The organism is Pseudarthrobacter phenanthrenivorans, assembly GCF_036455295.1.
GTDB lineage: Bacteria > Actinomycetota > Actinomycetes > Actinomycetales > Micrococcaceae > Arthrobacter > Arthrobacter phenanthrenivorans_C.
On the sequence record NZ_JAYXNX010000002.1, the window covers coordinates 97,271 to 110,951 of the forward strand.

At 65.2% G+C, this 13,681-nt stretch carries 9 protein-coding genes; 3 read left to right on the forward strand and 6 right to left on the reverse strand.

Translation table 11 applies throughout. The features are described from left to right. Window positions 1-40 precede the first annotated feature (40 nt). The 5 genes from uvrA to VXJ37_RS02935 all read right to left on the reverse strand — a co-directional run bounded on the left by uvrA (window position 41) and on the right by VXJ37_RS02935 (window position 7,854). The gene (gene uvrA / locus VXJ37_RS02915; protein ID WP_331321559.1) at window positions 41-2,965 is read right to left on the reverse strand and encodes an excinuclease ABC subunit UvrA; all 2,925 of its coding nucleotides are present in this window, start codon (window positions 2,963-2,965) and stop codon (window positions 41-43) included. Between the two features lie 47 nt (window positions 2,966-3,012). Further along, entirely contained in the window at window positions 3,013-3,393 is a 381-nt protein-coding gene (locus VXJ37_RS02920; protein WP_331321560.1) for a GntR family transcriptional regulator, read from the reverse strand. Continuing rightward, complete coding sequence (locus tag VXJ37_RS02925) at window positions 3,390-5,108, reverse strand: ABC transporter ATP-binding protein (protein WP_440589771.1); 1,719 nt, start codon at window positions 5,106-5,108, stop codon at window positions 3,390-3,392. Before VXJ37_RS02925 ends, VXJ37_RS02920 begins: the two co-directional genes overlap by 4 nt. A gap of 89 nt (window positions 5,109-5,197) precedes the next feature. After that, a complete protein-coding gene (locus VXJ37_RS02930; protein WP_331321562.1) occupies window positions 5,198-6,940 on the reverse strand; it encodes an ABC transporter ATP-binding protein in 1,743 nt (580 codons plus the stop codon). 134 nt (window positions 6,941-7,074) lie between these two features. After that, complete coding sequence (locus VXJ37_RS02935; RefSeq protein ID WP_331321563.1) at window positions 7,075-7,854, reverse strand: trans-aconitate 2-methyltransferase; 780 nt, start codon at window positions 7,852-7,854, stop codon at window positions 7,075-7,077. Window positions 7,855-7,951: 97 nt separating this feature from the next. Between VXJ37_RS02935 and VXJ37_RS02940 the strand changes: the two genes are divergently transcribed. The 3 genes from VXJ37_RS02940 to VXJ37_RS02950 all read left to right on the forward strand — a co-directional run bounded on the left by VXJ37_RS02940 (window position 7,952) and on the right by VXJ37_RS02950 (window position 12,391). Next, the gene (locus VXJ37_RS02940) at window positions 7,952-10,495 is read left to right on the forward strand and encodes a DEAD/DEAH box helicase (RefSeq protein ID WP_331321564.1); all 2,544 of its coding nucleotides are present in this window, start codon (window positions 7,952-7,954) and stop codon (window positions 10,493-10,495) included. A gap of 59 nt (window positions 10,496-10,554) precedes the next feature. Further along, on the forward strand, window positions 10,555-11,061 hold the full coding sequence (locus VXJ37_RS02945; protein WP_331321565.1) for a GNAT family N-acetyltransferase: 507 nt from the start codon (window positions 10,555-10,557) through the stop codon (window positions 11,059-11,061). Between the two features lie 64 nt (window positions 11,062-11,125). Then, window positions 11,126-12,391, forward strand: a complete 1,266-nt coding sequence (locus tag VXJ37_RS02950) for an alpha/beta fold hydrolase (protein ID WP_331321813.1) — start codon at window positions 11,126-11,128, stop codon at window positions 12,389-12,391. A 112-nt stretch (window positions 12,392-12,503) separates the two neighbouring features. Here the strand turns inward: VXJ37_RS02950 and VXJ37_RS02955 are convergent, their stop codons facing one another. Beyond that, complete coding sequence (locus VXJ37_RS02955; RefSeq protein ID WP_331321566.1) at window positions 12,504-13,532, reverse strand: TerC family protein; 1,029 nt, start codon at window positions 13,530-13,532, stop codon at window positions 12,504-12,506. Window positions 13,533-13,681: the final 149 nt, after the last annotated feature.

The window sequence follows — 13,681 nt, forward strand, 5'->3', positions numbered from 1 at the left end:
TTCCTCCAGGGGAATATTTCCCGCGGGATTCCGTTGCAGGTCAACCCAGTATTTCGGCGAGGAACTTCCCGGTGTGGCTCGTGGCCGACTTGGCCACCTGCTCCGGCGTTCCTGCGGCGACGATCTGGCCGCCGCCCGAACCGCCGTCGGGGCCAAGGTCCACCAGCCAGTCCGCACTCTTGATGACGTCGAGGTTGTGCTCGATGGTGATCACGGTGTTGCCCTTGTCCACCAGCCCCTGCAGGACCATGAGGAGCTTCCGGATGTCTTCGAAGTGCAGGCCTGTGGTGGGCTCGTCCAGGACGTAGATGCTGCGGCCGTTTGACCGCTTCTGCAGCTCTGCCGCCAGCTTGACGCGCTGCGCCTCACCGCCCGACAGGGTGGTGGCTGGCTGCCCCAGCCGGACGTAGCCCAGTCCCACGTCCACCAGGGTGTTGAGGTGGCGTGCGATGGGTGAGAACGCGGCGAAGAATTCGGCGCCTTCCTCGATGGGCATGTTGAGGACATCGGCGATGGTCTTGCCCTTGTAATGCACCTCCAGGGTTTCCCGGTTGTAACGGGCCCCGTGGCACACCTCGCAGGGGACATACACATCCGGCAGGAAGTTCATTTCAATCTTCAGGGTGCCGTCACCGGAACATGCCTCGCAGCGGCCGCCCTTGACGTTGAAGGAGAACCGGCCGGGAAGGTAGCCGCGTACCTTCGCCTCGGTGGTCTCTGCGAAGAGCTTGCGGATGTTGTCGAAGACACCGGTGTAGGTTGCCGGGTTGGAGCGGGGGGTGCGGCCGATGGGGCTCTGGTCAACGTGGACAACCTTGTCCAGGTGCTCCAGGCCCTGGACTGTCTTGTGCCTTCCGGCCACCTGCTTGGCCCCGTTGAGCTTGTTTGCGAGCACCTTGTAAAGGATCTCGTTGACCAGCGTGGACTTGCCGGAGCCGCTGACGCCGGTCACCGCAGTGAAGAGCCCCAGCGGGAAGGCTGCATCCACGTTCAGGAGGTTGTTCTCCCGGGCGCCCACCACTTTGATCTCGCGCTTTTTGTCGTACTTGCGGCGTTTCTTCGGGACCTCGATGGCCTTGCGGCCCGAAAGGTAGTCGCCCGTCAGCGACTCGGTGTTCTCCAGCAGCTCCTTGTACGTGCCCGAATGCACCACTTGGCCGCCGTGCTCGCCGGCTCCCGGCCCGATGTCGACAATCCAGTCGGCCACGTGGATGGTGTCCTCGTCGTGTTCCACGACGATGAGAGTGTTCCCCATATCCCGCAGGCGGGTGAGGGTTTCGATCAGCCGGCGGTTGTCGCGCTGGTGCAGCCCGATGGACGGCTCGTCGAGGACGTAGAGGACGCCCACCAGGCCGGATCCGATCTGGGTGGCAAGCCGGATGCGCTGGGCTTCGCCGCCGGAAAGGGTGGCGGAGGGCCGCTCGAGGTTGAGGTACTCCAGGCCCACGTCCAGGAGGAAGGTCAGGCGAGCCTGGATCTCCTTGAGGACCTGGTGCGCGATCTGTGCTTCACGGCCGGTCAACACCAGGTTGTTGAGGAAGTCGGCGCATTCCCGCATGGGCAGCGCTGCAACTTCCGCGATGGACTTTCCGTTGATCAGGACGGACAGGGACGCCGGATTGAGGCGGGCGCCGTTGCAGGCGGGGCAGGGAACCTGCCGCATGTATTCCTCATAGCGGTCGCGTGCCCAGTCGGAATCGGTCTCGCCGTGTTTGCGGTGGACATACTGGATGGCGCCTTCGAATCCCGTGCTGTACTTGCGTTCGCGGCCGAAGCGGTTGCGGTACTGCACCACCACCTTGTGGTCCTTGCCGTGCAGGACGGTCTGGCGGACATCCTTGCCCAGCTTCTCCCACGGCGTGGTCATGGAGAAGCCCACTTCCTTCGCCAGGCCCTCCAGGAGCCGGTTCCAGTATTCCGTGGTTGCGGTGCCCAGGGACCAGGGGGCGATGGCGCCCTCCGACAGGGAGAGCTCGGGGTTGGGAACGATCAGTTCCTCATCCACTTCGAGCCGGGTACCGATTCCGCTGCAGGCGGCACACGCGCCGAAGGGGTTGTTGAACGAGAACGAGCGCGGCTCGATCTCATCAATGGCCAGGGGGTGTTCGTTAGGGCATGCGAGGTTTTCCGAGAACGCACGGATCCGTTCCGGGGCGTCTGCGTCAACATCCACGAACTCCGCCAGCACCCGGCCCTCCGCCAGTCCCAGCGCGGTCTCGATGGAGTCGGTAAGCCGCTGGCTGATGCCTTCCTTGACCACCAGGCGGTCCACCACAACCTCAATGGTGTGCTTGAACTGCTTGCCCAGCTTTGGCGGGTCGCTCAGCTGGACCAGGTTGCCGTCCACACGGGCCCGCGAGTAGCCCTTGGCGCTGAGTTCCTTGAAGAGGTCCACGAACTCGCCCTTGCGCCCGCGCACCACCGGCGCCAGGACCTGGAACCGGGTGCCTTCGTCAAGTTCCAGGAGCTGGTCCACGATCTGCTGGGGCGTCTGCTTGGAGACCGGCTCGCCGCAGACAGGGCAGTGCGGCCTGCCCACCCGCGCCCACAGGAGGCGCATGTAGTCGTAGATCTCAGTGATGGTGCCCACCGTGGAGCGCGGGTTCTTGCTGGTGGATTTCTGGTCGATGGAGACCGCCGGGGACAGTCCCTCGATGAAGTCCACATCGGGTTTGTCCACCTGGCCCAGGAACTGGCGTGCGTAGGCGGACAGCGATTCAACATAGCGCCGCTGCCCTTCGGCGAAGATGGTGTCGAATGCCAGTGAAGACTTCCCGGACCCGGAGAGGCCGGTGAAGACGATCATGGCATCGCGCGGGAGGTCCAGGTCAACATTGCGCAGGTTGTGCTCACGCGCGCCCTTCACCACGAGGCGGGAGAGGTCCGGCCGCTCGACGGCGGCAGAGGAGGGGACCATCAGGGAAGCGGAGGGGGCAGAGGTTTCTTCAGCTAAGGCTTTAGGCACCCCATAATGCTAATCGAAAACTTTTTCGAACATGGACGGTTCCGCCCTCAGGGAACATCGTAGGCGGCAGCCAGCAGCTTGACCGCTTCGGCGAAGCTTGCTCCCTGGGATTTGGCCGCGGCGGCATAGGCGGCAGCGGCAGCGGCCAGGCCTCCCAGCCTGTCGTCGACCGCGCAGACCACGGTACCGTTCCGGCCGTGCGTGGCTACGACACCGGCGGCCTCCAGCTCCTTGTACGCCCTGGCTACGGTGTGCGGAGCGACGTCAAGGGCTTCGGCCAGGGCCCGTACCGCCGGCAGCCGGGTGCCAGGGGCCAGTTCGCCGCTGTCCACGAGGTGGATGACCTGGAGCCTCACCTGCTCGAAAAGGGCCACGCTGCTGTTCTGGTTGGGCCGCCACGGTCCGGGGAACTCCCGGACAGTGCTCACAGCCCTCCCTCCAGGACGCCTGCCTTCCCATCGCGTTCGGCGAACTGGGCGTTGTAGAGCCTGGCGTAGTAGCTGTTGGCGGCGAGAAGGTTTCCGTGGGTGCCTTGCTCGACAATGCGTCCGTGGTCCATGACGAGAATTAGATCAGCGTTGCGGACGGTGGACAAACGGTGGGCGATCATGAAACTGGTCCGGCCGTCGCGGAGCCGCTGCATGGCTTTTCGGATCAGCAGCTCCGTCCTGGAATCCACGGAACTTGTTGCTTCGTCCAGGACCAGAACGGAACGGCCGGCCAGTTGCGCCCTGGCGATGGTGATGAGTTGCCTCTGCCCTTGGCTGAGCGGCTCCCCGCCGTTGTCCAGCTCGGTTCCGTAGCCGTGCGGAAGAGACCTGATGAAGCGGTCCGCGTGGGTGGCTTCTGCGGCGGCCACGATGGCAGCATCGGCAGCGTCCGGGCGCCCATACGCGATGTTTTCGCGGATGGTTCCGGCAAAGAGCCAGGAATCCTGCAGCACCACGCCAAAGTGGGCACGCAACTGGTCGCGGGGGATCCCGGCGATGTCCACTCCGCCCATGGTGATCCGGCCGGCGGAGGGCTCCAGGAACCGCATCAGCAGGTTCACCACGGTGCTCTTGCCTGCACCGGTGTGTCCCACGATGGCTACCGACTGGCCGGGCTCCACGGCAAAGGTGAGGTTGCGGACCGCCGGAACGGACCCGGGGTACCCGAAGGTGACGTCGTGGAAAGCGATGCGGCCTCCTGCCGGAGCGCCGCCGGCCTGACCGCCGGGATCCTGCGGGTCTTCGGCGGCGTCCAGGAGCACGAAGACCCTGGCCGCGGACGCTGCACATGACTGCATGACATTGAGCAACCCTCCGATTTGCCCCACGGGCTGGGTGAACAGCCGGCCGAACTGGATGAAGGCCTGAACACCGCCAATGGTCATTGCTCCCGCGATTACCTCCAGGGCCCCCACCACGGCAACCGCGATGTAATTCAGGTTGGACATCAGCACCATCAGCGGCTGGACCACCCCGGCCGAGTACTGGGCCCTGGCGGCTGCGCGCGCCAGCCGTCCGTTGCTGCGGCTGAACACCTCCGTGGCCTGCCCCTGGTGGCCGAATGCCTTGATGACTTCATGTCCGCTGATGAACTCCTCAACGTGTCCGTTGAGTTCGCCGGTTTCCTTCCATTGCCTGGCGAAGTGCTCCTGGGACCGCCGGGCCACCAGGACGGTGATCCAAGTGGAAACCGGCACGGTGGCAATGGCGATCGCCGCGAGCAGCGGTGAAATCCACAGCATCATGGCCAGCGAACCGCACAGCATCAGCGCGGACACGATCAGCTGGGTCAGGACCTGGTTCAGGGCCTGGGCAATGTTGTCGATGTCGTTGGTGGCACGGCTCAGGACGTCCCCGCGGGAACGTTCCCGGAAGTAGGTGGAAGGGAGGCGGTGCAGCTTGTCCTCGACCGAGGCGCGGAGGCCGTGCATGAGTCCCTGCACCGCGCGTGCCGTCAGGGCCCCCTGGATCCAGTTGAACAGTGAGGCGAAGAGGTACATTGTGGCCACGGCTGCCAGCAGGATTCCCAGGCGCTGGTCCAGGCTGCCTTGGAAGATGCCCTCCACCACCACGTCGGTGGCATCGCCAAGGTACTTGGGTGCGGCCACGTTGAGTCCCGCGAACGCACAGGTGGCCGCAACGGCGCCCAGCATCTGCAGCCGGAAGGGGCGCAGGAGGCCAAGGAGCCTGCCGGCAGTTGGCCAGAAGCGGTGTGCCGTTTCCCCGGCTTCGTCCTCCCCCGTCACAGCGCGCCGTCCAGCGCCAGCTGTGACTCGGCGATTTCCCGGTAGGTGGCTGAGGTTTCGAGGAGATGATGGTGTGTCCCCTGCGCAACGACGCGGCCGTCGTCGAGCACCAGGATGAGGTCCGCGTCCTCCACCGCTGATATCCGTTCCGCCACCATGATCACCGCTGCGCCGGCGAGCTGCTGGTCCAGGGCATGCCGCAGCCGGGTCTCCGTTTCGTAGTCAAGGGCTGAGAAGCTGTCGTCGAAGATGTAAAGGGCTGCTTTGCGCAGCAGCGCCCTGGCAATGCACAGCCGCTGCCGCTGGCCGCCGGAGAGGCTGGCACCTCCCTGGCCCACGGGCGTGGCGAGCCCCAGCGGGAGGTCATCCATGAAGCGCATGGTCTGCGCCGTCCTGAGCACGGCCCATAGTTCCTCGTCAGTAGCTTCCGGGGCGGCTACCCGCAGGTTGTCCGCGATGGTGCCGGTGAACAGGTGTGAGTGCTGGGGCACGATCGCCATGGCGGCGCGCAGTTGATCCAGCGGCAGATTCCGGGTGTCCTGGCCGCCCAGGGTGATGCAGCCTTCCGTGGGATCAAGCAGGCGGGGTATCAGGTTCAGCAGGGTGGTCTTGCCGCTGCCCGTGGATCCGACGACTGCGGTGATGGTGCCGGGAGCCGCGGTGAAGCTGATGCCCGCAAGCACCGGGGCTTCCGCCCCGGGATAGGAAAAGCCAACGTCCTGGAACGTCAGTCCTGCCGGCCGGGTTGCGTCCAGCCGAGACTTCACCGGCTCGGCTGCGGCCTGGACTGACGGCTCGGTATCCAGTACGGCCTGGATGCGTTCGGCGCATACCGCAGCACGTGGCGCAGTCATGAGGACGTACATGGACATCATGATTGCCAGCAGGATCTGCATGATGTAGGCGATGAAAGCGGTGAGGGCCCCGATGTCCATCAGGCCCGCCTGGATGCGGTGGCCACCGAACCACACGACGGCAACCGAACTGATATTGACTACCAGCATGATCATTGGGAGCATCCCGGCCACCAGCAGCGCGGACTGCAGGTTGTTGGCCGTGAGGCCGGCGTTGGTGTCCGCGAACCGGCGCACTTCGTGCCGTTGGCGGACGAAGGCACGAATGACGTCCACGCCGATGATCTGTTCACGGAGAATGCCACCTGACCGGTCCAGCAGGTCCTGGCCTTCACGGTAAAGCGGGATCAGCCGGCGGACGATCAGGTACATGATCAGCAGGAGGATGGGCACAATGGCGATCACCACGACGGACAGCGCCGGGTCCTGCTGCACGGCGAGCACGACGCCGCCGATACCCATGGCCGGGCCGGCAAAAAGCATGGTGAAGACGAGAACCGCAAACGCCTGGATCTGCTGGACGTCGTTGGTGGCGCGCGTGGTCAGGCTTTGGGTTCCGAACATTGCCACGTCCTGCGACGAGAGCGACTGGATCCTGCCGAATACTTCAGCCCGCAGGCGGTGCCCGGTCCTCATGGCCACTACTGCCCCGAGGTAGCCCGCCGCGATGGCTGCGGCGGCCTGCACCGCGGCGATGACCGCCATGAGCACGCCGAGCCTTGAGATCACGCCGGGCTCCCGCGCAACGATTCCGTCATCAATGATGTCCGCGTTGACGGTGGGCAACAGCAGGTTTGCCGCCGCCTGGACCAACTGCAGGAAGACGATCGCCCATACTTGCGGGTATTGGCCCGCAAGCTGCCGCCTTATGAGTCCGACCAGCAAAATACCCCCTGTACGTGCCTTCGGCCGAAGAGGGGGCCAGCGGCTTGACCCCTACACCAGAGGACAGTGTAAGCCAGATCACTTTTCTTCGTTGTCACATCGTGTGACTTGCTGGAAAAGCATCGCGGCGGGTGTCAGTCCGCTTTGCGGCCCACGGCAAAAATTCGGCGGAAAGGAAAGACGGTGCCATGCGCTGCCCGGGGATAGGCTTCCCGCAAAGCGGCTGCATACTCGGATTCGAAGCGCTTGGCGTCAGTCTCCTCAAGGGCGGCGAGGACAGGGCGGAGTCCAGTGCCCCGGACCCATTCCAATACCGGGTCCGTCCCCGTCAGGACCTGCTGGTAGCTGGTCTCCCACACATCCGCCGCCCAGCCGGCATCCAGCAGGATGCGCAAATAGTCCCCGGGCTCCCCCACCGACTCGCCGCCCCGCAGCACGCCGGCCAGCTTCGAAGCCCAGCGGTCCGACGCCGCCAGTTCGCGCAGCAGGGCGTGTGAGGGGGCGTTGAAATTCCCGGGCACCTGCACGGCGAACCAGGCCCCCGGCCCGAGGGCTGCGAGCCACCTCCGCATCATGTCCTGGTGGCCCGGAACCCACTGGAGGGCCGCGTTGCTCACCACGACATCCGTCCTTGCGGTGGGCATCCAGCCGGCGATGTCCGCCTGTTCAAAGCTCAGGTTGGGTATTTCCACCGCCAGCGGGGCAGCCTTTGCCAGCATCTCAGCGGAGGAATCCACACCAACCACCCGGGCGCCTGGCCAGCGTTCCGCCAGTGTTGCCGTGAGGTTTCCTGGTCCACAGCCAAGATCCACCACCTGCACGGGATCCTCCGCTTGGATGCGGGCCGTGAGATCGAAGAACGGCCTGTTCCGGTAGTCCCCAAACTGGACGTATTTTGCGGGGTCCCATTTCATGAGTCTCTCCAGGTTCTGATGCACACGCGGGCAAGCCGTAGCGTAACCCGGCAGCACCGCCCTGCCGGTATGCCACGTGGCACTAAGGTTGAAGTCAATGAAACTCGTTGACCAGCTGAGCGATCTGTCCGTCCCCAACCATCCCGCCGCCGTCGACCCCGACGACCTTTACACGCGGTTTGTGGAATGGACGGAAAGCCGGGGGCTGTCGCTGTATCCGGCCCAGGACGAAGCCATCATGGAACTGGCAACGGGGGCCAATGTCATCCTGGCCACCCCCACAGGCTCCGGTAAGTCGCTGGTGGCCATCGCCGCGCACTTCCAGGCAATGGCCCAGGGCCGCCGCAGCTATTACACGGCGCCGATCAAAGCCCTGGTGTCCGAGAAATTCTTCGCGCTTTGCGACATCTTCGGAGCCGAGAACGTGGGCATGATCACCGGCGACTCGGGCGTAAACCAGGACGCGCCGATCATCTGCTGCACCGCGGAAATCCTGGCCAACATCGCGCTGCGGGAAGGGTCCGAGGCCGAGCTGGGCGCAGTGATCATGGACGAGTTCCACTTCTATTCAGACCCGCAGCGTGGCTGGGCCTGGCAGGTGCCACTCCTGGAACTCCCGCAGGCGCAGTTCCTGCTCATGTCCGCCACCCTGGGGGACGTCACCCGGTTCGAAGAGGGGCTGACCGCGCTGACGGGCCGTCCCACCACCACGGTCAGCTCGGCGGAGCGGCCCATTCCGCTGCATTACTACTACCACCAGACGCCCGTGCACGAGACGCTCGAGGAACTGCTGTCCACCCGGCAGGTGCCGGTCTACGTGGTGCATTTCAGCCAGCTCGAAGCGATCGACCGCGCCCAGAACCTCATGAGCATCAACGTGTGCACCAGGGAGGAAAAAGACAAGATCGCGGAGCTGATTGCCAACTTCCGGTTCGCGGCCGGGTTCGGCAAGACACTGAACAGGCTGGTGCGCCACGGAATCGGCGTCCACCACGCCGGCATGCTGCCCAAATACCGCCGCCTCGTGGAGCAGCTGGCGCAGGCAGGGCTGCTGAAGGTCATCTGCGGGACGGACACCCTGGGCGTGGGCATCAACGTGCCCATCCGGACGGTGCTGCTCACCGCCCTGAGCAAGTACGACGGCGTCCGCACCCGGCTGCTCAACTCACGTGAGTTCCACCAGATTGCGGGCCGGGCAGGACGGGCGGGCTACGACACCGCCGGGACTGTGGTGGTGCAGGCTCCCGAGCACGTGATCGAGAACGTCAAGGCGATTGCCAAGGCCACCGCCAAATTCGGCGACGACCAGAAGAAGCTGCGCCAGGTGGTGAAGAAGAAACCGCCTGAGGGTTTCGTGTCCTGGGGTGAACCCACATTCAAGCGGCTGGTGGAGTCAGTTCCGGATCCGTTGACATCCAGCTTCACCGTGACCCATGCGATGCTGATGAACCTCATGGAGCGGCCCGGCGACCCGTTCGCTGCCGCCCGGCGCCTGCTCACGGAAAACCACGAACCACGGTCGTCCCAGCTGCGGCTGATGAAGAAGGCACTGGGCATCTACCGGGAGCTGCTGGCCGCCGAGGTCATCGAGCGGATTCCGCCGGAGGAGCAGGGTCCCGACGGGCGCACCGTCAGGCTGACCGTCCACCTTCAGCCGAACTTCGCCCTGAACCAGCCGCTCTCCCCCTTCGCACTTGCCGCACTGGACCTCCTTGACCCGGAGTCGCCGTCGTACGCCCTGGATGTGGTGTCCGTCATCGAGGCCACCCTGGAGAAACCGCGACAGATCCTGTCGGCGCAGCAGAAGAAGGCCCGCGGCGAAGCGGTGGCGGCCATGAAGGCTGACGGCATCGACTACGACCAGCGGATGGCCATGCTGGACGAGGTAACCTACCCGCAGCCGCTCGCGGAAATCCTGGGCGAGGCGTTCGAGGTGTACCGGAAGGCCGCGCCGTGGGTGGGCGACTTCGAGCTCGCGCCCAAGTCGGTGGTCCGCGACATGTACGAACGTGCCATGAACTTTGGCGAGTTCGTCCAGTTCTACGGGCTGGCGAGGTCGGAAGGGATCGTGCTGCGGTACCTCGCCGACGCGTTCAAGGCGCTGCGCCAGACCGTCCCGCAGGACATGCTCCGGGAGGACCTGGCCGATCTCATCGCGTGGCTGGGTGAGCTGGTGCGGCAGGTGGACTCAAGCCTCCTGGACGAGTGGGAGGAACTGGCGTCCGGTGCGGCGCCGACGCCGCACGACGCGCCGCCGCCTCCGCCGCCGTCGCTCACGTCCAACATCCGCGCCTTCCGGGTCATGGTGCGCAATGAGATGTTCCGCCGCGTTGAACTTTTCGCCGACGAGGACGCCACCGCGCTGGGAGAGCTCGACGGCGGCTCCGGGTGGGGGGCCGACCGCTGGGAAGATGCGCTGGACGACTACTTCGACGAGCACGACGATATTGGGACAGGGCCTGATGCCCGGGGACCTGGGTTGCTGATCATCACCGAGGAACCCGGACGCTGGAAGGTGCGGCAGATTTTCGACGACCCCGCCGGCAACCACGACTGGGGCATCTCGGCGGAGGTGGACCTGGCGGAGTCCGATGCGGGCGGCACTGCGGTGGTGCGGGTGACGGACGTGAACCGGCTCTGACGCGGTTGCCGGCTCGGACCCTGCCGGAGGCGCTCCGGCACCGGCGGTAAGCTCGGAGAATGAGTGTAATCCGCCCCGCAACACGGCACGACGTCCCCGCCATCCTTCGCATGATCCACGAACTGGCCCATTACGAGAAGGAACCGGACGCCGTCCGCAACACGCCGGAGATGCTGGAGCAGGTGCTGTTCGCGGAAAACCCGCGCGTCTTCGCAGCCATGGCGGAAAACGAAGCAGGCGATGTGCAGGGCTTCGCGCTGTGGTTCCTGAACTACTCCACGTGGGAGGGTGTGCACGGGATCTACCTGGAAGACCTCTACGTCAGCCCCGAAGCCCGCGGCGAAGGGCACGGCAAGGCGCTCCTGCAGCACCTTGCCGCGATCGCCGTCGACAACGGTTACGCACGCGTGGAATGGAGCGTTCTGGACTGGAACGAACCGTCCATCAACTTCTACCGCCGCCTGGGTGCCCGCCCCATGGACGGTTGGTCCACCTTCCGGCTTACCGGTGAGGCACTCGACCGTTTTGGCCAGCCGGCCTCCCTTCCTGCTGCTGCCCGTGGCTGACGTGCACCAGAGCCCGGCTGCCGCCGTCGGGCATGAAATCAGGGCCACGCATGAATTCCGCGGCATGCGTACCGTGGAGCACTACTTCACGGTGCCCCTGGACCACACCGAACCAACCGGCGAGGCCATCACGGTTTTTGCCCGGGAGTACGTCTCCGCGGCGCACAGCGAGGAGGCCGCCGCCCGGCTGCCCTGGCTCCTCTTCCTGCAGGGCGGTCCGGGCGGCCGCGGCAACAGGTGGGGTTCCCTGGGCGGCTGGGGCAAGGCAGCGGCGCAGGACTTCCGCATCCTGATGCTGGACCAGCGCGGCACCGGCCTCTCCACTCCCCTCGACCGTGTCACGCTCGCGGACCGGGGGTCTGCGGCTAAGCAGGCGGCCTATTTGGAGCACTTCCGCGCCGATTCCATCGTGGCGGACGCCGAGCTGATCCGCAGAGCCCTGGGGTCCGACCCCTGGACCATCTACGGCCAGAGCTACGGCGGCTTCTGCGCCCTGACTTACCTCTCATTCGCGCCGGAGGGGCTGCGCGAAGTCCTGATCACCGGTGGCCTGGCGCCGCTCACTGGCAGCCCCGATGACGTGTACAGGGCCACTTACCAGCGGGTGGCCGCGCGGAACGATGAGTACTTCGGCTGGTATCCCGAAGACCGGGTAACGGTCGAGCGGATCGCCGCCCACCTGCGGGGCACGACCGAATCCATGCCCGACGGCACGCCCCTGACCGTGGAGCGTTTCCAGATGGCGGGGGCTTTCCTGGGCGGCAACACCCGTGTGGACAGCCTCCACTACCTTCTGGAGGACGCTTTCGTGGAGACCACCGCCGGGCCGAGGCTCTCGGACACCTTCCTGGAGCAGCTCCAGGGTGTGGTCTCACGACGGTCCAACCCCCTGTACGCGCTGATGCACGAGTCCATCTACGGCCAGGGCGCAGCCACCGGTTGGTCAGCCTGGCGGATGCTTGGCGAGAACCCCTGGTTCAGGCCGGACGCCGAGCCCCTGCTGCTGACGGGCGAGATGGTCTACCCGTGGTACTTCGAACAGGACCCTGCCCTCCAGCCGCTGCAGGAAGTAGCCCAAGCGTTGGCGGCAAAGCAGGACTGGAAACCGCTCTACGATCCCCAGGTGCTGGCCGGCAACACCGTTCCGGCGGCAGCAGCGGTCTACACGGACGATATCTACGTGGACCGCGACCTCTCCCTCCGAACCGCCGCCGCCGTGCGCGGGCTGCAGGTCTGGGAGACAGCTGACTTCCACCACGACGGTATAGCCGACGACGGCGAGCGGATCTTTGCGCGGCTGCTGGGTATGGCCCGGTCAGGCAGCCGCTGACCCACGGTGCGCCGCGCGGGTGACGAAGGCGTGAAGCACGATCCGCCTGCGGCTGCAAAAAAGCAGACCCCGGCCGCTCATGCGGCCGGGGACTGCTGCGCTATGGTGGCGCCTACTCGGCGTCGCTGTGGCTCTTCCGGGCGTCTTCCTCAAGCCGCGGATCAATCGCGGCCGCCTGGGCCTTGGAGCTGAGGAGGCTGGCGACAACGGCGATGATGATGGTGCCCACGATGACCGCGAGTGACACGAAGGTGGGGATCTCAGGTGCCCATTCGATGTGCTGTCCGCCGTTGATGAAGGGCAGCTCATTGACATGCATGGCGTGCAGGACAAGCTTGATCCCAATAAAGGCGAGAATGAAGGACAGGGCGTGCTTCAGGTAGATGAGCCGGTTCATCAGCCCGCCCAGCAGGAAGTACAGCTGCCGCAGGCCCATCAGGGCGAACAGGTTGGCGGTGAAGACGATGAACGGGCTCTGGGTCAGGCCAAAGATGGCGGGTATGGAGTCCACCGCAAACAGCAGGTCCGTGAGGCCGATGGTGATGAAGACGATCACCATGGGGGTGAACACCTTCCTGCCGTTCACTGTGGTCCGCAGCTTGCCGCCGTCGAACTTCTCGGACATGGGAATGACCTTGCGGATCCTGGCGATCAGCGGGTTCTCCCGGTCTTCTTCCTCTTCGCCCTCGTCCTGGGCCTGCTTCCAGGCCGTCCACAGCAGGAACGCGCCGAAGATGTAGAAGACCCAGCTGAACTGCTCGATGACGATGGCGCCGAGCATGATGAAGATGCCCCGCAGGATCAGGGCGATGATGATGCCCACCATCAGCACTTCCTGCTGGTACTTCCGGGGCACGGAAAACCTGGCCATGATGATGATGAACACGAAGAGGTTGTCGATGCTGAGGCTGTACTCCGTGACCCAGCCGGCGACGAACTGGCTGCCGAATTCGGCGCCGGTGAAGGCGAACATGGCGCCGGCGAAGACAAGGGCAAGGGTGACGTAGAAGGCCACCCAGAGACCGGCTTCCTTCATGGAGGGTTCGTGCGGCCTCCGGACCACCAGGAGAAGATCGGTCAGGAGAATCAGGCCGAGGACGGCAAAGGAGCCAACCTCAAACCAAACAGGCAAATCGGGCACGGGAAAGCCTTTCGCAGGGTACACAAAATGGTGTAAGTCTCTCCGGCCTGCCAGTGCACTTGGTGCTGATGCGGCGGCCCGCTACGCCCGGCAGGGCAACCATGCCCTGCGTGTTGACGATCGTAGCGCTTGGGATACTCCCCTACGTG

Bases quoted from the DNA above. Each gene is read 5' to 3' on its own strand.
- VXJ37_RS02940 (WP_331321564.1), top strand. From the start codon at position 7,952: ATGAAACTCGTTGACCAGCTGAGCGATCTGTCCGTCCCCAACCATCCC.
- VXJ37_RS02945 (WP_331321565.1), top strand. From the start codon at position 10,555: ATGAGTGTAATCCGCCCCGCAACACGGCACGACGTCCCCGCCATCCTT.
- VXJ37_RS02935 (WP_331321563.1), bottom strand. From the start codon at position 7,854: ATGAAATGGGACCCCGCAAAATACGTCCAGTTTGGGGACTACCGGAAC.
- VXJ37_RS02925 (WP_440589771.1), bottom strand. From the start codon at position 5,108: ATGCTGGGCGCCGTTGCGGCCACCTGTGCGTTCGCGGGACTCAACGTG.
- VXJ37_RS02950 (WP_331321813.1), top strand. From the start codon at position 11,126: ATGCGTACCGTGGAGCACTACTTCACGGTGCCCCTGGACCACACCGAA.